26 protein-coding genes are annotated in these 22,470 nt (G+C 61.2%); 16 read left to right on the forward strand and 10 right to left on the reverse strand.

Annotated elements, in window-relative coordinates; translation table 11 throughout:
- The first annotated feature begins 166 nt into the window (after positions 1–166).
- Positions 167–2,275 carry a hypothetical protein gene (locus V8P86_RS01130; RefSeq protein WP_336325397.1) on the forward strand — a complete coding sequence of 703 codons (2,109 nt, stop codon included), beginning with the start codon at positions 167–169 and terminating at the stop codon, positions 2,273–2,275.
- An 81-nt stretch (positions 2,276–2,356) separates the two neighbouring features.
- Here V8P86_RS01130 and V8P86_RS01135 read toward each other — a convergent pair whose 3' ends face one another.
- The 4 genes from V8P86_RS01135 to V8P86_RS01150 form a co-directional block, all read right to left on the reverse strand.
- Positions 2,357–3,316 carry an acetamidase/formamidase family protein gene (locus V8P86_RS01135; RefSeq protein ID WP_336325398.1) on the reverse strand — a complete coding sequence of 320 codons (960 nt, stop codon included), beginning with the start codon at positions 3,314–3,316 and terminating at the stop codon, positions 2,357–2,359.
- A gap of 168 nt (positions 3,317–3,484) precedes the next feature.
- The gene (locus V8P86_RS01140; RefSeq protein WP_336325399.1) at positions 3,485–4,525 is read right to left on the reverse strand and encodes a ferritin-like domain-containing protein; all 1,041 of its coding nucleotides are present in this window, start codon (positions 4,523–4,525) and stop codon (positions 3,485–3,487) included.
- 522 nt (positions 4,526–5,047) lie between these two features.
- Entirely contained in the window at positions 5,048–5,608 is a 561-nt protein-coding gene (locus tag V8P86_RS01145) for a class I SAM-dependent methyltransferase (RefSeq protein ID WP_336325400.1), read from the reverse strand.
- 1 nt (position 5,609) lies between these two features.
- Positions 5,610–6,050 (reverse strand): DUF302 domain-containing protein, encoded by a 441-nt coding sequence (locus V8P86_RS01150; RefSeq protein ID WP_336325401.1) that lies wholly within the window; start codon positions 6,048–6,050, stop codon positions 5,610–5,612.
- A gap of 260 nt (positions 6,051–6,310) precedes the next feature.
- Here V8P86_RS01150 and V8P86_RS01155 point away from each other — a divergent pair, with 260 nt between their 5' ends.
- From V8P86_RS01155 to V8P86_RS01185, 7 genes are all read left to right on the forward strand, one after another.
- Entirely contained in the window at positions 6,311–7,660 is a 1,350-nt protein-coding gene (locus V8P86_RS01155; protein WP_336325402.1) for an FAD-dependent oxidoreductase, read from the forward strand.
- Positions 7,657–8,907: a M20 family metallopeptidase gene (locus V8P86_RS01160; protein ID WP_336325403.1), complete on the forward strand. Its 1,251-nt coding sequence runs from the start codon at positions 7,657–7,659 to the stop codon at positions 8,905–8,907. Before V8P86_RS01155 ends, V8P86_RS01160 begins: the two co-directional genes overlap by 4 nt.
- A 131-nt stretch (positions 8,908–9,038) precedes the next feature.
- Positions 9,039–9,275, forward strand: coding sequence for a sulfurtransferase TusA family protein (locus V8P86_RS01165; RefSeq protein WP_336325404.1), 237 nt, complete (start codon positions 9,039–9,041; stop codon positions 9,273–9,275).
- Entirely contained in the window at positions 9,272–10,417 is a 1,146-nt protein-coding gene (locus tag V8P86_RS01170; protein ID WP_336325405.1) for an NAD(P)/FAD-dependent oxidoreductase, read from the forward strand. Before V8P86_RS01165 ends, V8P86_RS01170 begins: the two co-directional genes overlap by 4 nt.
- 2 nt (positions 10,418–10,419) lie before the next feature.
- Positions 10,420–11,040 (forward strand): helical membrane plugin domain-containing protein, encoded by a 621-nt coding sequence (locus V8P86_RS01175; RefSeq protein ID WP_336325406.1) that lies wholly within the window; start codon positions 10,420–10,422, stop codon positions 11,038–11,040.
- A 60-nt stretch (positions 11,041–11,100) separates the two neighbouring features.
- Positions 11,101–11,439, forward strand: coding sequence for a thioredoxin family protein (locus tag V8P86_RS01180; protein ID WP_336325407.1), 339 nt, complete (start codon positions 11,101–11,103; stop codon positions 11,437–11,439).
- 14 nt (positions 11,440–11,453) lie between these two features.
- Positions 11,454–12,572 carry an aminotransferase class V-fold PLP-dependent enzyme gene (locus V8P86_RS01185; RefSeq protein WP_336325408.1) on the forward strand — a complete coding sequence of 373 codons (1,119 nt, stop codon included), beginning with the start codon at positions 11,454–11,456 and terminating at the stop codon, positions 12,570–12,572.
- A gap of 99 nt (positions 12,573–12,671) precedes the next feature.
- On the opposite strand, the gene V8P86_RS01190 is transcribed toward V8P86_RS01185, so the two are convergent.
- From V8P86_RS01190 to V8P86_RS01200, 3 genes are read right to left on the reverse strand one after another with little or no spacing between them, the layout of a single operon-like run.
- Complete coding sequence (locus tag V8P86_RS01190) at positions 12,672–12,893, reverse strand: HalOD1 output domain-containing protein (RefSeq protein ID WP_336325409.1); 222 nt, start codon at positions 12,891–12,893, stop codon at positions 12,672–12,674.
- A gap of 4 nt (positions 12,894–12,897) precedes the next feature.
- Positions 12,898–13,470: a DsrE/DsrF/DrsH-like family protein gene (locus tag V8P86_RS01195; protein ID WP_336325410.1), complete on the reverse strand. Its 573-nt coding sequence runs from the start codon at positions 13,468–13,470 to the stop codon at positions 12,898–12,900.
- Positions 13,471–13,472: 2 nt separating this feature from the next.
- Positions 13,473–13,718: a sulfurtransferase TusA family protein gene (locus V8P86_RS01200; RefSeq protein WP_336325411.1), complete on the reverse strand. Its 246-nt coding sequence runs from the start codon at positions 13,716–13,718 to the stop codon at positions 13,473–13,475.
- Positions 13,719–13,967: 249 nt separating this feature from the next.
- Here V8P86_RS01200 and V8P86_RS01205 point away from each other — a divergent pair, with 249 nt between their 5' ends.
- The 4 genes from V8P86_RS01205 (at position 13,968) to V8P86_RS01220 (ending at position 17,477) form a co-directional block, all read left to right on the forward strand.
- The gene (locus V8P86_RS01205; RefSeq protein ID WP_336325412.1) at positions 13,968–15,161 is read left to right on the forward strand and encodes an MBL fold metallo-hydrolase; all 1,194 of its coding nucleotides are present in this window, start codon (positions 13,968–13,970) and stop codon (positions 15,159–15,161) included.
- A gap of 7 nt (positions 15,162–15,168) precedes the next feature.
- Positions 15,169–15,726 (forward strand): YeeE/YedE family protein, encoded by a 558-nt coding sequence (locus V8P86_RS01210; RefSeq protein WP_336325413.1) that lies wholly within the window; start codon positions 15,169–15,171, stop codon positions 15,724–15,726.
- 82 nt (positions 15,727–15,808) lie between these two features.
- A complete protein-coding gene (locus tag V8P86_RS01215; protein ID WP_442909340.1) occupies positions 15,809–16,270 on the forward strand; it encodes a YeeE/YedE family protein in 462 nt (153 codons plus the stop codon).
- A 25-nt stretch (positions 16,271–16,295) separates the two neighbouring features.
- Complete coding sequence (locus tag V8P86_RS01220) at positions 16,296–17,477, forward strand: inorganic phosphate transporter (protein WP_336325414.1); 1,182 nt, start codon at positions 16,296–16,298, stop codon at positions 17,475–17,477.
- A 5-nt stretch (positions 17,478–17,482) separates the two neighbouring features.
- Here V8P86_RS01220 and V8P86_RS01225 read toward each other — a convergent pair whose 3' ends face one another.
- Entirely contained in the window at positions 17,483–18,328 is an 846-nt protein-coding gene (locus V8P86_RS01225; RefSeq protein ID WP_336325415.1) for a universal stress protein, read from the reverse strand.
- Positions 18,329–18,614: 286 nt separating this feature from the next.
- Between V8P86_RS01225 and V8P86_RS01230 the strand changes: the two genes are divergently transcribed.
- From V8P86_RS01230 to trxA, 4 genes are all read left to right on the forward strand, one after another.
- The gene (locus tag V8P86_RS01230) at positions 18,615–18,779 is read left to right on the forward strand and encodes a DUF7512 family protein (RefSeq protein WP_336325416.1); all 165 of its coding nucleotides are present in this window, start codon (positions 18,615–18,617) and stop codon (positions 18,777–18,779) included.
- Entirely contained in the window at positions 18,769–19,827 is a 1,059-nt protein-coding gene (locus tag V8P86_RS01235; RefSeq protein WP_442909341.1) for a sulfite exporter TauE/SafE family protein, read from the forward strand. The genes V8P86_RS01230 and V8P86_RS01235 overlap by 11 nt, the downstream gene beginning before the upstream one ends.
- 166 nt (positions 19,828–19,993) lie before the next feature.
- A complete protein-coding gene (locus V8P86_RS01240) occupies positions 19,994–20,398 on the forward strand; it encodes a helix-turn-helix domain-containing protein (RefSeq protein WP_336325417.1) in 405 nt (134 codons plus the stop codon).
- Between the two features lie 154 nt (positions 20,399–20,552).
- Complete coding sequence (gene trxA / locus V8P86_RS01245) at positions 20,553–20,909, forward strand: thioredoxin (protein WP_336325418.1); 357 nt, start codon at positions 20,553–20,555, stop codon at positions 20,907–20,909.
- Between the two features lie 15 nt (positions 20,910–20,924).
- Here trxA and V8P86_RS01250 read toward each other — a convergent pair whose 3' ends face one another.
- Both V8P86_RS01250 and heR read right to left on the reverse strand, forming a co-directional pair.
- Entirely contained in the window at positions 20,925–21,374 is a 450-nt protein-coding gene (locus V8P86_RS01250; RefSeq protein WP_336325419.1) for a universal stress protein, read from the reverse strand.
- A 113-nt stretch (positions 21,375–21,487) separates the two neighbouring features.
- On the reverse strand, positions 21,488–22,300 hold the full coding sequence (gene heR / locus V8P86_RS01255) for a heliorhodopsin HeR (RefSeq protein WP_336325420.1): 813 nt from the start codon (positions 22,298–22,300) through the stop codon (positions 21,488–21,490).
- Positions 22,301–22,470: the final 170 nt, after the last annotated feature.

Below are 22,470 nucleotides of genomic sequence, written 5' to 3' on the forward strand. Positions count from 1 at the left end.
GGGCCGTCGCAGTGTCGAGTCGCGGTCAGCGAGAGCGGGGATCGAAACCGCTTGCTGCCAGAAGACCTATTGACCTCCCCGCTGTACGAACTTGGAATTATGAGTCTGCTACATTTGCGATCAACTGTACTCGTATCTTCCGGAGGGTGGCTCACGAGAGGAAAACATGGACGATAGGTCGGACTCGTCGATGAATCGTCGGAAACTCTTGGCCGGAGTCGCGGGCGGGGGTGTCGCCGCACTCGCAGGCTGTTCGTTTTTCGACCGCGGGGACGACGGAGAAACGAACGAAGTCGAGGGCGAGCGAGCGCAGAGTCTCGCCGAGGAGTTCGCGCCGGCGCTGTATTTCGATACCAACGAGAAGTGGTTCCCGACCGATCCTCGACAGTTCGAGAGCGAACAGGACGGTTCGACTATCGTCGACGGCTTCGATGCGTTCGAGGGGTACGTCAACGCGGGCGGCAGTGAGGACCCGCCGGAACCGAGTGTCTTCTATCACGTCGTCGAGTACGAGGACGCTCCGTTGGCCGTCGTCCAGTTCTGGCTGTACTCCGCGTTCGATCAGTTCAGCACCAACTTCCACTGGCATGACTGGGAACTCCTGCAGGTCTTCGTCGACACGGACAGCGGCGAACCCCAGTTACACGTCGCCAGCGCCCACTCCCGGTCGGCACCGAACAACGAACATCTGGATCCCGACCCCGACCAACAGCCACGACTGCTTTCCGAACTCGGCTCGCATTCCAGCGGGCTCTCTCTCAACGACGACGAGACGCGGTTCCAGCGGCTCCCGCTAGACGGCGGAATCGCCGACATCACGAACAGCGTCGTCGACGAACTCGGTGATCTGGCGGCTATTCCGCTTGCGTACGGCCTGCCGCGCGACGAGGGACTGGCGCTTCCGTATCTCGTTCCCGAACTCGACGGCAACCGGATCTACGAACACCCCGACCTGCCTTCCGTTGAGCAGTCCGACCTCGTCTCTGACGACCTGGTCATCGAGTCCTTCGACGCGCTACAGTCTCCCCCCACGAACCTGCCGACCCGTGAGACGGGGCTGTACTTCGAGTACGAGGGCAGAGAGAGCGACGCCGACGAGAGCTACCAACTGCTCCCGACCGCCGACCTCGAACATATCGAGAATTTCGCGGGAGAACAGCTCAGTTTTCCCTTCGCTATCCCACAGTTTGCGGAAGATATCGTTGCTAGTCATATCACGACCACCGGTGTCCCGTGGAAAGACCCCCGGTACGAGCAACCGGCGAGTGACATTACAGAGACGGACCACCGGCAAGCCCTCGCCAACCGGTACGACGCGATTGCGCCACCCTCACAGGCCAATCAGGTCGTCGCGAGAGTCTCCAACGTGGTCGCCTCCGAGGACGCTCCCGAAGGCGACGGATTAGCGAGTATCGAGTCCCCGCTCGAGATGTTCGCGCTCCTCCAGAGTGATCCCGTGGCCGTCCCGACCTTTCAGGGGCTGGCGGTTCTCAAAAACGTCCCCGAGGGTGAACACAGGCTGACGATCAACGGGGCGGGCGTTGCCCCGCACAGCGAGACCATTACTGTTACGAGAGACGATACACCCGACCTCGCGGGTGCTGATGGGGAGATTCCTGTGGTCGCAAACGAGAAGGCGACGAAACTCGAAGTCGACCCACGTGAGTCCGACGCCGATCTGCGCAAATTCGCCGTCGAGGACGACTTCGCCGGTCGGCTCTACGACGCCCCGCTATCCGGTCCCGACGCCGTCTACGTCCATCAGGGTGGCGCGTTCACTGCCGAAGTCCGGGATGTAGACGACGAGATCGGCGCGGTTCGTGTCAATCCCAACCCCGAGGAGAAGATCCGGATCGAGCGCCCGGAAACTGGCAAGGGTTCGCTCGCCGAGTACCTCGCCGACGTTGCCGAAGAGACGCGGGCGCAGGTCGCCGCCGCCGCGGACGAGGTGGATGTGGGCGATACCGACGACGACGACGAATCGAGTTCAGGAAACGGACAGTCTGGCGGCCCGGAGAACGCGATTCGCGGTCTGGAACAGGCGCTTGCAGCGGTCGTCGAAGCGGCCGAGCGAGCAGCCGAACGAGCGCGATCCAACGACCGTGCCAATACAAATCAGCAACTCGAAGCGGTTGCGACACGACTGGAACGCGTCCAATCCCGACTCGAAGCGGCACGTGACTCGCTCCCGCCCGGGGTCGCAAACGCCGCCTCGAACCGCCTCGATCAGTCCCAGCGTCGCTCTGAGCAGGCGCGTAAGGCTGACAAACTCTGAGTGAGACGGGCTAGTTCCCACTCTCTGGGGCTGGGCGGGCGGAGTCGACGGCGCAATCGGTCCTGATGGGTGATTCTGTGGCTAGTTTGGAAAGAGACTCTCGGGAAGGTACGCTGAAACCGTCCACGCCGGCTGATTCACGACCTCGTTTATCTTCAGATCGACAGCGGCCGAACAGAGGAGATACGCCTCCGACCGCTTCAATCCGCGCTGCTCGTGGAGATGGTCGATCATGTGCCGAATGGCCAGTTTCGTCGCGTCCATGAGATCCTCGGCAATTCCCGTCGTCGCGTACATCGACTCGTCGCTCCCGGTCGGAGTAAAGGGCCCAGTCGTCTCGAACTGTGGGTGTTCGATCTCCAGATCCGACCGGACGGTCAGCCGTGCAGTGACGAACATGGGGGCTTCGATTCCCGTCACACACACCTCGCCGTCGCCCTGTGCGGCGTGACAGTCGCCGATACTGAACAGCCCCCCTGCGACCTCGACGGGAAGATACAGCGTCGATCCCGCGGTGAGATGTTTGATATCCAGATTCCCTCCGACGCGGCGCGGTGGAGTCGTGCTGTGTTCGCCGTCGTCGGCGGGTGCGACACCAGCGATTCCCGGAAACGGATCGAGCGGGACCTCGATACCGTCGACGAATCTCCCAACATCGTCGTCGAGGTCCCAGATGTGAAGGCCCGGTTTGTCGAATTCGGCGGGGAGCAGTCCCTTGTCTTTTGCTTCGGGGTAGAAGTAGGTCACGCCGAAGCCTTTGTGCTCGAAGTCGAGCAATTCGATTTCGAGCACGTCGCCCGGTTGTGCTCCCTCGACTGCGACGGGGCCGGTCAGCGGATGTCCCTCGAAGGACATCGCTTCGAGGTCTTCGACCGTCGAGTCTTGGTCGAACGCGCCGTTTGGCGCGCCGCGGCACTCGAACTCCACGACTGCCCCCGATTCGACGGAGCAGACGGGGTCGAGCGAGTTGTCCCAGACGCCGATATGAACGTTCTCTGCGCTGTCGCCCAGTCGATGATCGATCTCGTATTCCCCGGACACGCCCGATCATCGACCGCTGCCCTCTAAGGTCTACTGCCTGCTCGAAACGGCGGCCCCGCCACGGCCCACCTCTCTGATGAGAGTATCCCGGGTACAAATCGGCCGTATAAAAAAGTCGGGCGTGGAATTGACAGAGTTAGCTACTGAACAGGTACGAGACGTTGCTGGTCACGTTTCGTTTTCAGTCTCGTTGCCGTCCGTTCCGTCGTCTTCACCAACGCCGGTATCATCTTCCTCGTCTCCGCCGACTCCGGTATCAGCACCGCCTCCGCCGGCGAACTGGCTGACAGTATCCTGAACTTCAGACTGGGAGAGCGCCTGCTCGAAGGCTTCGGGGGCCGCCGGCTGACCAGCGGCTCTGTTGACGACGCCAGCGTGGCGAGCGTCGACAGCGTAGATCGACAGCACCGCGTTCAGAAGGTCCGGGCTCTCGATGTAGCCGGCCGCACCCAGGTGTGCACCCGCGATGGTGTTTTCGACTTCCGCGGCCGTTTGGAGGAACCCGTCCGCATCCTCGAACTCAAACTCGAAGCTCTGTTCCTGCTCTGGCTGGGTCGTTCCCTCGGTACCGCCCGTCTCGTCGTCTTGTTGAGTCGTGTTATCGTCCTCATCCGGCTGTTCGGCCGTATCCTCGGAGTCCTCTTCTTCCGTGGTGTTGTCGTCCTGCTCTGGCCGGGTCATATCGCCCCCTGGCTGGGGTGTGACTCCGCCGCCAAGCAGTTCGACAGTCTGTTCGAGGACGGTCACGTGCTGTTCTTTCTGACTGCTGATCTCCTCTAAAGTAGCGTACAGACTGCCGGACGCCTGCTGGGTCTGTTGGAGCGCAGAGGTTTCGTTACCGCCAGCGTCGGTCGCGTTCTCGTCTTCTTCATCATCCGGGGCCGTCGTCTCGTTTCCGTCTTCCTCGTCTTCAGGTGCGGTAGCTCCGTCGTCTTCCTCGTCTGTCGTCTCTTCGTCCTCACCGGGCGTGGTCGTATCCTCGCTCTCCTGGTCATCGCCGAAGTCACCCTCGGAGAACTCCTCGACAGCCTGGGCGTAGAGGTCCCGCTGGAGCCGTTTGGCCGGAAGTAGGTAGTTGAGGACGTCGACATCCGTGTTGGGCTGGTCGTCGAACATCGGCTCTTCGGCCTGCTCGTCGTCCTGCTGTGCGAAGGTGGTGCCGGTTCCGAGAAGGAGTAACCCGCCACCTGCTGCCGCCGTGCGTTGCAAGAATGTCCGACGAGAGTCCTCCGAGTCGAACTGATTCCGCACCGATGCTGCTATGCGCTCTGGAACTGTTTGCGAGCTATCTGAGTCAGTCATTTTAACTGCTGGGTATTCCAGCAACCAGAGTCACAACTCCCAGTTGTATTGTTATACATAGCACCTGCAACGGTAATCGGTGCCAAGTGATTGCCGTTGTGAACAACAAGCGCTTGGGTTGGGCACCGTTTGAATCGTTCGCAGCGCAAAAAAGAGCCTAATTCCGCCCCCAGTCGCCAACACGTTCCGTTTCCGTTCGTGCAGGCAGTGTAAGCTCTCCTTATGTGTGGATCGTACACATGGTCGGCTGCGCGATACGCGTATCGGTTCCGATCACTACCACCTACGACGAGTGGGTCCATGCCCGTCGTCGCGGCAGAGTGCCCTCTGAATCGTGTCTCCGCTGTCTCGGAACTCACCAGCCAGAACTTCGTCCCTGCATTGCAGCCGGAAGGGCCAATTCGATACCACCTTCCGATCTGCGGACAGCTATTCCGCGTTCGCGACCAGCAGAAACGTCTCCGGTCGTACCGCCTCGAATTTAATCTCGAATCCGTGTTGCCGGAGTGCATCTGCGGCCTCGGTGGCAGAGAATCGCTCGTCGACGGGCGGACCGTGGTCTCCGCTGCCGGTGGCCGCCCAATCGACGACGACGAGGGTACCCTGTTCGTCGAGCACCCGGGACAGTTCACGCATCGCTAGCTCGCTGGCGAACTCGTGGTAGGTCATCGTCGAGAACGCCGCGTCGAGGCTGTCGGTTTCCAGCGGGAGGTCGTCGATTCCGCTGGTCACGAGGTCGACGTTGTTGGGGACACCTTTCTCTCGGTAGTAGTCGTGCATCGCTTCTTGGATGTCCACAGCGTACACCCGCCCAACCGACGGCGCAACGTCGTCAGTGTAGAATCCGGTCCCGCTGCCGAGGTCTGCGACCGTGTCGTCCCCGTCGGCCGAGAGTGCCCACAGGAGTTCCTCAGCGGAGAGATGCCGGTATCGCTGCCGTGCGTCTTCGAGTTTGTCAGCACGGTCGGCATCGAACGTGTGATGTCCCATCTTAGAGGTTCTCGAAGGCTTCGTCGACGAGTTCGCCGGTGGTGGCGACGATATCTGCCATCTCCTCGTTGTCGGGAGCCATCCCGACGAGTCGCGCGATACGCATGATCGAGACGTGATAGACTCGCTGTTTCCCGGGCTCTTCCTCCCAGATGACGACGTTACAGGCCATCAGGGCACCGAGTTTGTTGTCTGTCGCATCGAGAGCACGGTCGGCAACCTCGGGGTTGCAGGCACCCAGCACGTAGTACGGGTCCCGGCCAGCGTCGACTTTCTCGTTGAGCATCTCCGAGGGAGAGAATTCGACGGGGACGCCGAATCCCGCGTCGGAGAACACCTCACGGACGTGTTCGATTGCTTCCTCGTGGCCCATCTCGAGAGTCGTCTGTTCTTCGCCGATGTCGTCCGGATCGATCTGAGTCGGGTCGATTGGGAGCGTCATTCGTGTGCTGTATTGGGTCCACAGAGCAAAATCACTTTGGGTACCGGTTCCTAATCGAACGAGCCCGAACTCCGGCCTCCGGACCGGACACAGTCCAGTACGCACAATCCTAGAACGGGAGTTGAGCACTCCGAGCACCGACGAAGAGTACGCGCTGTCCAACTGTGGATGATCCCGCCCGGGACGACTGGTGGTAGGAGCAGTTGTGGTATTGTGGAAACCACGAAATTCTTTTGAGCGCGGCGTTCCAACGATAAAACATGAGCGACACGCTTGTGATCGTCGGCGGAGATGCTGCAGGGATGAGCGCTGCGAGCAAGGCCAAGCGCGAGCAGCCAGAGATGGACGTGATCGTCTTCGAGAAAGGCGAGTGGGTGTCGTATGCCGCCTGTGGAATGCCCTATTACGTCAAAGGCGCAGTCGAGGACCTCGACGATCTGGTCACCGTGACGCCCGAGCAGTTTCGCGAGGAGCGAGAGATCGATCTGCGCACGGGCCACGAAGTCGTCGGGATCGATCCCGAGGCCGAAACTGTCACGGTCGAGGGTCGTGGGGAGCAATTCGAGCAGTCGTACGACCACCTCCTCGTCGCGACGGGAGCAACCGCGATCGAACCGCCGTTCGACGGGCTGGGCCTCGACGGGGTGTTCACGATTCACGACATGGACGAAGCCGATGCCATCGAGGAGTACGTCAGCGAGCGGTCGCCGGACTCTGCGGCCATCGTCGGCGGCGGCTACGTCGGTATCGAGATGGCCGAGGCACTGTCGGAACGGGGCCTCGATGTCAGTCTCTACGAGATGCTACCACACGTCCTCCAGCCATTCGGCGATACGGTGGCTGAGGCCGTCGAAGAACATCTGCGAGAACAGGGGGTCGACCTCCATCTCGACACCGCAGTGTCGGGCTTCGAGGGAGAGAGTTCCGTCGAGCGCGTCGCCCTCGAAGACGACTCCCGGGCGGTCGATATCGTGATCGTCGGGGTCGGAGTCGCACCGAACACCGACCTCGCCGAGCAGGCAGGCATCGAGGTAGGCGAAACCGGTGCCATCGCCACCGACGAGTACGGTCGGACGAACTACGAGAATATCTACGCGGCGGGCGACAACGCCGAGGCCCGGAACGTCGTGACCGGCGACCCCGACCACGTCCCGCTGGCGTTGACCGCCAACCGCGCGGGCCGTGCTATCGGACAGACCGTAACCGGCGATCCGGAACCCGTCGGCGAAACTGCCGGAACAGCGATCGTCAAGGCATTCGATCTCGGGGCTGCCAGGACCGGGATCGTCGACGAACAGCGCGCGAGCGAGGCGGGCTTCGATCCCGTCTCGGTATCGATCTCGGCATCGACACGGGCACACTACTACCCCGGCGGCGAGGAACTCACCGTGACGCTGCTAGCCGACCGCGACTCCGGCACGCTCCTGGGCGGGACAGTCGTCGGTCGGGAGGGAGCAAAGCGGATCGATACCGTCGCGATGGCGCTGACCGGTGGCCTGACAGTGTCCGAACTGCGAGACGCCGATCTGGCCTACGCGCCGCCGTTCAGTCCCGTCTGGGATCCGATCCTCACGGCGGCGAAAGTCTTGGCGGGGAAACTCGACGCATGAGCGACGCCACTCCGGCCGAGTTCCTCCGCGACCACCGAGAGGATCTCGTCACACTGGCGCTCGATCTCCTCGCGATGGACACGTCGAACCCACCCGGCGACACGCGCGAGATTGTCGAGGAGATCGAGCGATTTCTCGACCCACTTCCCGTCGACGTCGAGCGCTTCGCGGTCGATCCGGCGAAGCCGAATCTGCTCGTTCGCGTCCCGGGCGCGTCGGACAGGACGCTGTTGTACAACGGCCACCTCGATACGGTGCCGTTCGACATCGAGTCGTGGACTCGTGATCCGTTCGGCGAGCACGTCAATGGTCTCGTCTACGGCCGCGGCGCGACCGATATGAAGGGTGCAGTGGCATCGATGCTGTTCGCGATTCGGGCGTTCGCAGCGACTGACACCGAACCACCGGTCGACCTCCTCGTTGCGCTGGTTAGCGACGAGGAGGTCGGCGGCGACGCCGGCTTACCCGCGCTGCTGGACTCCGGCCATCTCGACGCCGACGCCTGTGTGATCGGCGAGCCAACCTGTGAGATGGGTCGCCACTCCGTGACAGTCGCCGACCGTGGCAGCATCTGGCTGACGCTCGAAGCACGCGGCGAGGGTGCCCACGGATCACGTCCAGCACTCGGTGTCAACGCCATCGACCGCCTCTACGACGCGATCGAGACGCTGCGCAACCGCTTCGGCAGCAAGAAACTCGACATCGATACTGCGGTGGACCCGATCATCGACGAATCAGTCGAGTACTACACCCCGATGATGGGCGAGGATATCGCCAGAGAACTCTTCCGATATCCGTCGATCAACCTCGGTGTCATCGAAGGCGGCGACGCGATCAATAGCGTCCCCCAGTCCGCCCGCGCCGAGATCGATATCCGCCTGACTGCGGGTGTGCAGACGCCGACTCTACTCTCGGAAATCCGCTCCTGCGTCGCCGATTGTGAGGGCATCACAATCGCCGATGTCTCCTGGAGTGTCGGGACTGCCGAGGCACCCGACGGTCCGCTCGTCGAGGCGACCGCGTCGACGGCACAAGCGGTGACGAGCGAACGGGTCTTCCGCCGGAGCGCAACGGGCGGCGGCGACGCCAAGACGCTGCGGAACGCGGACATTCCAGCCGTCGAATTCGCCCTCGGGACCGACACCGTCCACGCCATCGACGAGTACATTCCAGTCGACGCGCTCGTCGACAACGCGGTGATCTACACACAGATTCCGGAGGCGTGGCACTCCCTCAGCGAGCAGTAACGGGGACTCCGTGGTCTGGACTCAGGACTCCACGGTATCCCTCCGCCACGTCCCGAGACGCGTTTTCACAATCTTGGAATAATAGTACAATATTAATGGGGCGGGGTCGTACTTTCAGTTGTGAGATAGCCATGACTGATATCGAACCCGACGAAACCGTCGACGCACGAGGTGCTGCCTGTCCCGGTCCACTGATGGATCTCATCGGACAGATTCGGAGTGCCGAGTCCGGCGACGTGATCCGACTGTTGAGTGACAACGAGCAGTCGCTCACCGACGTTCCGGAGTGGGCCGAGGAGGCCGGAAACGAACTGCTCGCGGTCGAGGAACTCGACGACTACACGGAGTTTTACGTGGAGAAAGCATGACCGAACACGTCGTCATCCTCGGTGGCGGAACTGGTGGGACCGTTCTCGCGAACGACCTCGCGGAGCGACTGGACTCCGAACTGGCCGCCGGCGACGTTCGAATCACGCTGATTAACGACGACCCGGAGCACGTCTACAAGCCGGTCTGGCTGTACGTGCCCTTCGGACAGCGCGAACCGGACGATGGTCGGCGTCCGCTCGACGAACTCGTCGACGACAGCGTCGACCTCTGGATCGACCGCGTGACCGACATCGATACCGACGGCCAGCAGTTGCGGTTTCGCGACCGCCCACAGCCAGTCGAGTACGACTATCTCGTACTCGCGACCGGGTCGACACTCGAACCCGAACGAATTCCCGGCCTCGCGGAGGGTGGACACGACTACTACAGCGAATCTGGCGCGACCGCGCTCCGGGAGGAACTACTTGAGTTCACCGACGGCCACCTCGTGTTGAGTGTCATCGGCTCACCGCACATGTGTCCGGCAGCGCCGCTTGAATTCGTCTTCATGGCCGACGACTGGTTCCGCGAGCGCGGCCTCCGCGACGATATCGACATCACCTACACGTACCCCATCCAGCGCGTCCACGGCAACCCCCACATCGCCGAGTGGGCCCGGCCGATCATGGACGAACGCGATATCGAGGTCGAGACCTTCTTCAACGCCGAGGAGATCGATCCCGACGCAAAGACGATCACCTCGATGGAGGGCTCCGACCTCGACTACGACCTGCTCGTAACGATCCCACCCCACGGCGGCGTCGAGTTGATCGAGGAGGCAGGGCTGGGCGACGACGGCTGGGTCGATGTCGACAAGCGGACGCTCGAAGCCGAGGCCGCTGACAACATCTACGCTCTCGGTGACACTGCCGACACCGGCGTCCCGAACGCGGGCAGCGTCGCCCACTATCAGGCCGGCGTCGTCGGACAGCGACTCGCCAGTGAGATTCGCGGGCGACCGGCGACTGCGATCTACGACGGGAAGACGCTGTGTTTCATCGAGACGGGGATGGACGCGGCGTCGTTCGTCGAGTTCGACTACGAGAGCCCGCCGTCGCCAGCACCGCCCTCGCAGAAACTCCACTGGTCGAAACTGGCGTACAACGAGTCCTACTGGCTCACCGCACGAGGGTTGCTCTGACCATGTCCGACGAACAACTCTCAGAACGGTCCGAGCTCGAAGCGGCCATCGAACAGAATCCCGAAGCGGTCGCCGAGTTCGTCGACCATCTCGACGCAATCAACGAACTGTTAGACGTGCTCTCGCTGGGCGAAAGCGCCCTCGACGACGAGATGGTGCGCGAACTCTCGGCGACGGGGTCGACGCTTGCCGAATCCGCAGACGGTCTCGCAACCGAGGAAACAGTCGCGCTGGCGGAAACAGTCGGTGAGAACGGCGACGACCTGCAAGAAGCTGTCGAGACGCTGCTGACCCTTCAGCGAAGCGGCACGCTCGACGAACTGGCTGAACTCGCCGAAGTCGGTTCGCTGGCGACTGCTGCCCTCGACGACGAGATGGTCAGGTCGCTGTCCGGCACCGGCGCCGCGCTCGGCGAGGTTGCACAGACCGCCGCGGACGAGGACACCCGCGATGGCATCGAGACACTGCTTGCGGGCCTCGGCGAAGCAGAGCGAAATCCCCCCGAGCAGGTCGGCGCTGTCAGCCTGATTCGTGGGCTGCGTGATCCGGACGTCCAGCACGGACTCGGCTACCTCCTGACACTCGCGGGCGCGATTGGCCACCAGCACACCGACGAAACGTAATTCGCATATATTGCACAATATTCCCAAGACTATTACCCACTCGGAGTGTAGCGTACTCACATGGCAACACAGACGACAGAGACTGACGGTGTGGTTTCGCTTGGCGACGACGATATCGATGCGATTGTCCGGGACGGTGGCCTCACGCTCGTGGAGTTTTACACGGAGTGGTGTGGCTCCTGCCAGCAGATGACGCCGATTCTCGAACGGATTGCTGCCGACACCGACGCGACGGTCCTGACCATCGATGTCGAATCTAATCTCGAAACCGCGATCGAATTCGGCGCACAGAGTACCCCGACCATCGTGTTGTTCGCCGACGGTAGGCCGGTGACACAGCGCCGCGGAGCGCAGACCGAGCAGTTACTTCGGGACCTGGTCGCCGAATACAGTGAGTAATTCGGAGGACTACGATGGATCCGAGAGAACTTCGCGCTGATACGCCAGCCCTGCACGAGGACATCTACCTCAACTTCGGCGCACACGGCCCCAGTCCGCAGTACGTCGTCGAGGCTGCCGACGAATTTGTCCAGACACACGAGTACGAGACGAGTGCTCGGAACGATCCCTACGACGTGGCCTTCGACGCGTACGACCGGACGCGCGAACGCGTTGCGGATTTCGTCGGTGCAGATGGCGACGAGATTGCACTCACCGAGAGTACGACTGCAGGCATCAACGCTATCGCGAATGCAATCGACTGGCAACCCGGCGATACCGTGGTTCGGACCGACCTCGAACACCCTGCTGGTACGCTCCCGTGGCAGCGACTCAAACGGGAGGGTGTCGAGGTTCGCGTCGTCGAAACTGAGGCGGGCCGCATCGATCCCGTCGCGTTCGCCGAGGCTGTCGAGGGTGCGCGCCTGGCGTGTTTCAGCGCGGTGACCTGGACCCACGGCACTCGGTTACCCGTCACCGAACTCGTCGATATCGCCCACGAGGCCGGCGCGCTGGCCCTGGTCGACGCCGTCCAGGTGCCCGGACAGTTACCGATGGATGTCGAACTGTGGGGGGCAGACGCCGTCGCAGCGGCGGGCCACAAGTGGCTCATGGGACTGTGGGGCGGCGGCTTTCTCTACGTCGACCGCGACGTGGCCGACTCACTCGCGCCCAGAACGGTCGGCTACCGAACTGTCGAGACACCGACCGCAGATTCTTTCGAGTTCGCGGCTGGTGCCCGTCGATTCGAGATTGGTTCGTCGAACCCCGCCTCACACGTCGCTTTGGCCGAGGCGATCGATGCGATCGACGAAGTCGGTGTCGGTCGAATCTCCGAACAGATCGAGGAACTGGCTGGACAACTCGCCGCCGGTGTCCCCGACGAGCGACTTCTTAGTCCCGTCTCGCCCGAATCTGGGCTCGTTACGATCGACGTGGATATTCCTGAAGCGACGGTCCAGCGGCTCGCATCGTACGGGATTGTCGTTCGTGCGTTGCCACACCCGAATGCCATTCGAGCGTCCGTCCATGCAGTCAACACGCAGTCCGAAATCGACCAACTGCTCGACGCGCTCGAACCCGAGTGGGACTGACGGGACGGCGATACCTGTTTTTAAGCAGTGGACGGAGGCAGTGCTGTTCTCCGATCCTGTAAGCTTCACCCGTCTCCAGCAAGAAATCGAGACTCCAGTTCAGTCGATTCGCACGTGACCGTCCTCGTCGACGATGATCTCGTGACCGCGATAGGTGAACCTGATTTCGAGGGTCGACGTCGTCGACCCTCCGATCAGTTCTTCGAGGGCATCCAGGTCGACGACTTCGGCCAGCGGCGGGTCGAGCAATCGTTTCTCGACACCGTCCGCCTCGGCAACTGCGTCGACGATCCGGGATGTGAGTGTATCGAGTGTATTCATCGCGTTAGACGAGCAACTGAATATCGGAATCAGCCATATCTTCGAGCGCAGTCGCTGCGCCGACGCCAGTTGTGACGCCGTCGTAGAAATCATCTTCGTCGTAATCCATCAGATCGATAGTCATCTGGCAGGCCTGGAACTCGACACCCATATCGAGGCTCGTTTCCAGAAGCTCTTCGATGGACGCGGTGTCGTTGTCCTCGATCCGCCGCTCCATCATCTTCGTCGTCACCCGATCCATGCCGGGCAGTGCCGCGATGGCGTTGGGGAGGGGCATGTTGGGGTTGCCGACAGAGCTGAGTTTGAGATTTTTCGAGCGCTCCTCGTGCAGAATGTCTAGGCCCCAGAAGGTGTGGAAGACAGTCACGTCGTAGCCGAAGGCGGCGGCGGTGCTGGCGAGGATCAGCGGCGGGTAGGCCATATCCAGCGTTCCCTTCGTCGCGATGATGCTCATCTTCTTGTCGTCGTCCTCTGTCGTGGCCTCGGCAAGTGACTCTTCGAGTTCGTCGACGCGTGCGGCCAACTCCGCACGCGAGGGGGCGTCGTCGGCTGGGGCGTCTGGTGTATCCGTACTCATCGTCACTCCGTCTTACGCACGTAGTGTTTGTACACGTCCTCGCCTTCCTCCTGTTCGACGAGTTCGACTCCCTGGGTCCCCGACGCCCAGCCGTCGATATCACTCATGCTGCCAGCATCCGTCGCTAGCACTTCGAGGATGTCGCCTTCTGCCAGGTCGTCGATGGCAGACTTCGTCTTCACGACTGGCATGGGACACGATGCACCTTTCACGTCGAGCGTCTCCGTTACGTTGAATTCCGTACTCATTGGTAATCTGCTCCGATGGTTTGTATTGGAGCTATCGTACAATATCGCAGCCACGGTTATAAGAATGTTGGTTCTTGTGGAAACTCTGAACTGTTATAGGTCACAGACCGCCGCTTTGAGGCAGTATTTACAGTCTAGGGGCATTGAAGAACGCCATATCCTGAGATTTGGGACATACTGTATTGTAAGAATAGTGCATTTCTATGCAAACCCTTTTGTACGTCGATCCAGTACACCAGGGTGTACGACATGAATCCGGAAGATTTCCCAACTCCCGATGTCGAAGTCGAGACGATCACACCAGAAACGCTGAAAGACCGCATCGATGCTGGCGAGGATCTCACGCTTCTCGACGCACGCATGCAGTCGGAGTACGAGGAATGGCACATCGATGGTGAGGCAGTTTCCTCGATCAACGTCCCCTATTTTGAGTTTCTCGACGAGGAGATTGACGAGGGGATCCTCGACGAGATTCCTGCCGACCGCGAAGTGACTGTCCTGTGTGCGAAGGGCGGAGCCAGCGAGTACGTCGCGGGCACGCTCGCCGAACGTGGATACGACGTAAACCACCTCGAAGACGGGATGAACGGCTGGGCCAGCATCTACGAGGCTGTCGAAGTCACCGATTACGACGGTGCCGGGACGCTCCTCCAGTACCAGCGACCCTCCTCTGGCTGTCTCGGCTATCTGCTCTACGACGACGGCGAAGCCGCGATCATCGATCCGCTCCGCGCGTTCACCGACCGCTATCTAGACGACGCAGAAGACCTTGGCGTCGACCTGCAATACGCGCTGGATACCCACATCCACGCCGACCACATCTCGGGCGTCCGCGAACTCGACGCAAACGGCGTCGAGGGTGTCATCCCCGAAGCTGCGGTCGACCGTGGCGTCACCTATTCAGACGATCTGACGACCGCCGAGGACGGCGACACGTTCGATGTCGGTAACGCTACTATCGAGACCGTCGCCACGCCCGGGCACACGACCGGGATGACCTCCTATCTCGTCGACGACAGCCTGCTCGCGACCGGTGACGGACTGTTCATCGAGAGCGTCGCACGCCCGGATCTCGAAGAGGGCGACGAGGGCGCGCCGGACGCCGCGCGCATGCTCTACGAGTCGCTTCAGGAGCGTGTGCTGATTCTCCCTGATGAGACCCTGATCGGCGGCGCGCACTTCAGTGATGCCGCAGAATCCGCCGAGGACGGCACCTATACCGCGCCAATCGGTGACCTCGTCGAGGAGATGGACGCGCTGACGATGGACAGTGAGGAGTTCGTCGAGTTGATCCTCTCGGATATGCCGCCGCGGCCGGCCAACTACGAGGAGATCATCGCGACGAACCTCGGTCAGAACGCCGTCGACGACGACGAGGCCTTTACGCTCGAACTCGGCCCGAACAACTGCGCCGCGAGCCAGGAATCGCTCGCGGGTGACTGAACCGCCGATGGTAGCTGATCCACTCGTCTTGCAACTGGCAGCAGAACTGTTTCCCAACGGCATTAGCCGGTACGCCGTCGGTGGGCTGCTGGTCGGCCTCGGTGCAGTCGTCATCTACGTCGGAACGGGGATTCCCGCGGGCGCGAGCACGTTCCTCGAATCGACGCTGTCGTACGCCTCGGACCAGTCGCGGTTCCAGCAGTACGTCAGTTCGCGCGACTGGCGGGTCGTCTTCACGCTCGGGATCATCCTCGGCGCGACGCTGTTCGCGGCGACGGTCCAGTCAGGCCTCGTCACCACATCGCTCTACGAGCCCGGAACGACCGGCCAACTGTACGAGGTCGGTGGCGTGACGTTCTGGTCGACAGACGTGCAGCCGTCGCGACTGTTCGTCGGCGGAATCCTCGTCGGGATCGGAACCAGGATCGGGAAAGGCTGTACCTCTGGCCACGGCGTCTGTGGCGTCGGTTCGGCCTCGAAAACCTCTCTGATTGGCGTCGCAACCTTCCTGCTGGTCGCGATCGGAACCGCACAACTCGTCGCGGCGCTGGGGGTGAGCCCATGATGCGCGAGACGCGAGCAGAGCGAGGCGCGAGCGAAGTGAGGCCTCAGAAAACGCGAACGGGAGCGAACGGAGGGAGCGACACGTGAGCGAAAACCGCCACCCACTGTTCATGCCGCTGATTCTCTTCGGTGGCATCATCTTCGGGTTCGGACTCGGATTCAGCCAGATGGCTCGTCCGGAGGTCGTGCTGGATTTTCTCCAGTTCGAGGACTTCGGGCTGGTGTTCGTCATGTTCGGTGCCGCCATCGTCTCGGGAATCGCCTTCGCGGTGATGCCCCGAATTCGATCGACTGCACCGCTGACCGGCGATCTGTACGAACGTCGGCTGAAGCCGTTCGACCGAAACGTGCTCGTTGGCGGCGCGATCTTCGGCGTCGGCTGGGGCCTCTCTGGAATCTGTCCCGGGGCGGCCTACGCCAGTCTCGGCGTCGGTAACGTCACCATCCTCTGGGCGTTGGCCGGGATGTTCGTCGGTGCGTACATCCAGGGATACTGGCGGAGTCACGCGGCCGAATCCAGCCCGACGGCAACGCGCGCAGATTGAGCCGCGATTTCATTTCACGTCACTAATGCAGCCTTCACTACTCGCACTGTTCGTGATCGCTAGCCTCGCCAGTCTATTCATGGCGTGGGTGATCGGCGCCGGATCCAGCGGCGCAACTCCATTCGCACCCGCGGTCGGTGCTAACGCCATCTCGACGATGCGGGCGGCATTTATCGTCGGCATCTTCGGCTTCGCCGGCGCAGTCGTTCAGGGCGCGAACGTCTCCAAAGCCGTCGGTCGCGGCCTCATCGGCGGCGTGAGTCTTCCGGCAACGGGTGTCATCACCGTCTTGCTGATCGGGGCTGGCCTCATGGCTGTCGGGATCAAGACTGGCTATCCCATCGCCACAGCCTTCACCGTCACCGGGGCAGTGATCGGCGTCGGCATCGCCCTCGGCGGGAAACCGGTCTGGCCGAAATATCTCCAGATCGGGAGTGTCTGGGTACTGACGCCAGTTGTCGGCGGCGGCCTCGCCTACGGAATCGCGAGCGTGCTCCCGCGAGACGACGCTCCTGAGCGGTACAGTGTCGCCGTCCTCGCTGGGTTGGTGGGTGCAGTGCTAGCGAACGTCAACTTTGCCTACCTCGGCCCCGGTGATTCGATGGACTCGTTGACTGGACTCGCGCGGCGAACGGCCGGAATCGACGGCTTCGCGGTGCCGGTCGCCGTTTCGCTGCTCGTCGCGGCGTCGGTCGCCGCACTCGTATCGTGGGACATCAGACGGGACATGAACGCCGGCCTGCGGCGGGTTCTGCTCGCGCTGGGTTCGCTCGTAGCCTTTTCTGCGGGCGGGAGTCAGGTCGGTCTCGCGGTCGGGCCGCTGCTTCCGCTGTTGGGCGACCTGGAGATGATTCCCGTGCTGGCCGTCCTCGTCGGCGGTGGCCTCGGGATGCTCGTCGGATCCTGGACTGGCGCACCGCGGATGATCAAGTCGCTGTCACAGGATTATTCCTCGTTGGGTCCGCGTCGGTCCATCGCCGCACTGGTCCCATCCTTCCTCATCGCCCAACTGGCCGTCCTTCTGGGCGTCCCCGTCTCGTTCAATGAAATTGTCGTCAGCGCCATCATCGGAAGCGGGGCGGCCGTCGGCGGCGGGGACGCCATCGACTCGACCAAGATTCTCAGGACCATCGGCGCGTGGGTGGGGTCGCTGGCCCTGTCGCTGGGCCTGGGCTACGGACTGACCGTTCTGTTGTCCGTTTTCTGACCGGTTTAGACAGCCCGCGGCGGGGGAACGAGAAACACGTTACCCGACGCCTGCGCGACGATATCTTCTGAGACGCTGCCCAACAGGAGTCGGCGAATGCGGCTTCGTCCTCGCGAACCGACCAGAATCGTCGACGGCATGACCTCGTCTTCGACGGCGAGAATTTCCTCGGCGGGGTCGCCATCTCGGAACTCGATTCGCGTTTCGATCCCCCAATTTTCGAGAGTCTCGGCGCGCTCGGACAGCTGTTCGCGCGGATCGATATCGTCGTCGGACCCCCTGTCTTTCGGCGACCGAACGTGGACGAGCGTCACCTCCTCGGTCGCATGTCGGAGATACGAGAACGCGTCGAAGGCGCGGTCGGCGTTCTCCGAGAAATCCGTCGCGAAGAGGATCCGCTGAAAGAGGTGTTCACGGAGAACTTCGGGGGTGTCGGTCGCCCGTTCGACGCGGTTGACCAGCAACGGGACGACGGTCGTCCGCGCGAGGTTGCGGGCGGTCGATCCGATGATTCGGTTTTCCAGCGGGCTCTTGCCCCGCGATCCGACGATCGTGATGTCGGCCCGGACTGTCTCGGCGATACCGTTAATCCGGCGATAGGGAGTCCCCCGAACCACGTGGGTCTCCACCTCGAAGCCGGCGGCTTCGATCACACTCCGGTAGCTATCGAGTCCCTGCTGACGGCGTTCGTCGAAATTTATGCCCGGCATTCCGGAGTGGACGTTCGACGGGACGACAGTCACGAGATGGATCGTACCGACACCGATACGATCCAGACACTCGAGGCAAGTTTCGTTCTCGATTGCCGCCTCACTCGCCGCCGAAAGATCCGTCGCACAGAGTGCCTTCATATCCGGTAATTCGTCCCGAATCACGAATACTGTTTTGTCGAACGAATGGTATTTCGACACTCGTGTGACGAAGGTCCGTGATACGTTTGTGTCCCTGTTTACAGGTCCGACAGCTGCGACTGGCAGCATATCCTACTCATAACTTATCGATACTCTCAGGAAGGTTATGGGGATATAGTATTGTACAGTTATCCCAAAACCGTTTTATAGAGGGGTATTGTAGGCTATATTGAGTAGAAATGTGCCAATACCGAATTACCGGACTCGCGTATCGGAGGGTGAATAGATGGCTGGATTAGAGATACCGTCGTGGGATCCGGAGACAGCCTTGCTCATCGGGACGATTCTGCTGGAAGCGGTCGTGCTGTACGTGGGTTACGGCGGGCTCGAACGGCTTCTTGGCCCTCGCGTCATGGAACTGCTCGTCGGAGGTGAGAGTCGTGGTCAGTAGCGTCCTCGGCGGGCTCGGGATCCTCGATTCGAGCCCCGAGATGCTGGCGCTGTTCGTCGGCTTCGGGCTCGTCGTCGGGGTTCTGTTCGGATTCTTCGGGATGGGCGGCTCCTTTCTCGTCACGCCCGCGCTGCTGATGCTGGACTATCCCGCACCTGTCGCGGTCGGGAGCGGGATGGCCTTCGTCTTCGGGACGGCAGTCATCGCGACGCTGAAACACCACGACCTCGGGCAGGTCGACTACAAACTCGGTGTGATCATGATCACCGGGACGACTATCGGCATCGAGGCCGGTCGCGCGAGCGTCTACTACCTCGAATCGCTGGGGCTGGCTGGCGGGCTCATCAGTGTCGCGTACGTCGTTTTGCTTGGCGGTGTCGGGGCGATGGTGACTCGCGACGCGATGAAGGGTGACGGCGGCGGCGGGATTGACCACGAGGCTGCCGACAAGGACCTCAGTGAATACGAAATTCCCGAAATCGCCAAGACGATCCAGGAGACAGTCCGCATCCCGCCGATGGTGAGCCTCCGCGGTGATGTCCGCGTCTCTGTGTGGGTCATCACGGCTGTCGCCTTCGCGACAGGGCTCCTGTCGGGCTTTCTCGGCGTCGGCGGCGGCTTCATCCGGATGCCCGCGATGATCTACGCCATCGGCGTCCCAGTGCCCGTCGCGGTCGGAACGGATCTCTTCGAGATCGTTTTCTCCGGCGGTCTCGGAAGCTATCTCTACGGACAGGGCGGCGGCGTCGACCTCGGCATCGTCGTTCCGCTCCTGTTCGGCAGCGCACTCGGAGCCCGAATTGGCTCCGCCGCGACCGCTGTTGTCGACGCAGACGGCATCAAAATCTACTTCGGCGGAATGCTTCTGGTCGGTGCGACTGCGGTCGGGATCGGTGAAATCGGCTCCCTCGTCGGAAGTCCGACCCTCGAACTGATCGGGCTGGTCCTCGTCATCGGTGCGGCAGTCGTCGTTGCGCTTGCGATCATTTACACGTCGGTCGTCTCGCTACGTACATCTCAGAATGGACACGCGACGACCGCTGACTGATTGAGTTTTGCTGTCATCCATACCCCTCTCCCGCGGAAACCGTTCGTGTGTCTCGTTTCAGCAGACGACCGAACGCGCCCGCTTCTCTCTCGTCGATGTGGCACAAAATTGTGCAACCCATGCACAAGTCTTTTAAGAGCTTGGCACGTATATAGAGGTGATACAGATGCCAGATTCGATGTCCGAACAACTGCAGCAGGACATGGCGTGTGAGGGGCTCCTCGAGTGTTTCCACGGCCTCAAGCAGCTCGACAAGGAGATTTTCCAACAACTCGTCCAGACCGACGAGCCGTTGACCATCGACGAGATTGCCGACAAAGTCGACCGCGAGCGGTCGACCGCCTACCGTGCCGTCCAACGGCTCCTGCAGGCAGGATTTATCCAGAAAGAGCAAGTGAACTACGATCAGGGTGGTTACTACCACGTCTACAAGCCGACAGATCCCTCGAATATCGCCGACGATATGCAGCGCATGCTCAACGACTGGTACGCGAAGATGGGCCAGCTAATCAGCGAGTTCGAGGACAAATACGAGCAATCTGAAACCTCGACCCCCACCGTCGAAAGCTAACTCCCTTCTTTCCCCCTGAAAGTCTGATTTGTGCCGGTGTGCTGAGTTTCGGATTTAATACGCTCTCCAAGAGTCGCTCTCTCACACTATAATTGAGCGGTATTGTGAATTTTACCCAAAACTCTTAATTAGCCCAGGCTCGTACGTAGTGGTGATGGCAACTGATAGTCGATCTGAGACAGGTACAGCCACGAACGAGCCACTGCACGTCGATGGAGAGGCCAGCCTGAACGAACTCGTCGACGACCACGACGTGGTCCTCACGGACTTTTATGCCGACTGGTGTGGACCATGTCAGGCGCTGGAACCGATCGTCGAGACTGTCGCCGAAGAGACCGAGGCGACGGTCGCAAAGGTCGACGTGGACGCCAATCAGCAACTCGCCGCAACCTACGGCGTCCGAGGTGTTCCGACACTCGTTCTGTTCGCCGACGGTGAGCAGGTCGAGGAGGTTGTCGGCCTCACGGCCGAACAGCAACTCCGCGACCTTGTCGAAACGTACGCAAGATAGCTGATCGACTTTTTGCTACTCGCTGACTTCGGTTTTGACGACGGTCGCCGGTCGAGTCGTCAATCGGAGCACGCGGTCCGTGACGCTCCCGAGTAACGCACGGTATTCTTCCGGCCGCCGTTTGGTTCCGAGTACGAGCACGTCCGCATCGTTGTCGTCTGCGCGCTCGACGATGGTTTCCGCAGGTCTACCGTGCTGCATCGCTGTCTCGATGCTGACCTCGGCCTCAGATGCTCGACTCCGGAGTTCTGATAGTGTCTCCTCCCCGTGTTCTTCGAGGCCGTGCTCCGGACCTTCGGCTTCGTCGACGTACTCGTCGCCGCTGTAGGCAGTCACGACGTCCTCGTCGACGACGTAGAGGGCGTGGAGAGTGGCGTCGTAGGCCGCGGCCAGTTCGAGTGCGTGTGCTTCAGCCTCTTCAGATGCAACCGTGCCGTCTGTCGACAGCAGAATTCGATCGTACATATGGCGAACTTGAAAGCAAGATACAATAAAACTGGCTTCCGATTCTCACCACGCGGAGAAGTCCGCGAATGGGTTCTTGTGGGCAGATCTCCCGCGGTCCGGAGTCTCGACGCTTAGATCGGGGAGTTTAGCGTGCCGAAATACACCTGCCACGCGAGAGCGGACTTGGCTACTAGACTCAGCAGAATATAGGTTTTCTCGCCGAAGAGGTAGTCCCTCCACCGGAAGACTTCCAGATACTGCAGGACCATATTCAGCGCAAAGAGATTGAAGAAGATGAAAATCGAGACGTAGATGTAGATGACGAACTCGGGAAACTCACCGCCACTGGCCGTTACCGTCCCGACGAACGTGATGGCGATGACGATCCAGGGCACGATACCGGCGAGGACACCGACCCAGTAGGGCGTCCAGTCGGTGGTCCTAGTCGATTCGTTGCGCTGTTCCATCAGGAGTCCGGCGAGGTTCATCACTGCAACGAGTCCGAACAACGCAACGAGCGTCCCGAGGTCCCAGACGCCGGCTAACATGGCGATCACGACGATCATCAGCGAGGCACTGACGGAGTATTCGTACCACCGGTATGGATTCATTCCTCTGTCCAGATACTGCACGTACTCGTCGTACCGAACGGTCGCGATGATGGCGTGTGCAAACGCCGACAGGAAGAGAAACCCAGCCACGAGCAGTGGGAGATTCGCGTCGACGAACGAAACCGTCTCCGGAAAAATCGTCTCTGATTGGGGATCGAACCCGTATCTGGTGCGTGTGACCGGCCACAGGACCCCCTCGGACAGGACGACCATCGCCACTCCTTGCAGAAAGTGGAGGACAGCCATGACGCCGTTCCACAGTCTGAGCCGGGTATCTCGTGCTGACGTTCGCGGGTCGGAACCGACCCTCGCCGTGCCGTGTGAGGAAACCATCCTATTTGAGTTACTGACGGGGATGGGATACGTTTGTGGGGTCGCTCTGTGGAATCGAAGTCCGAGCTAACGGGAATCGCGTGCTGATACAGAAATTGCTACGGAGTGGTTACGATAAGATACGTTCGTATAGAATCAACTTCTCTGATCACAGTTCGTTCAACAGGAAT

It is taken from the genome of Halovenus anhuiensis, assembly GCF_037080055.1.
In the GTDB taxonomy this organism is placed as follows: domain Archaea; phylum Halobacteriota; class Halobacteria; order Halobacteriales; family Haloarculaceae; genus Halovenus.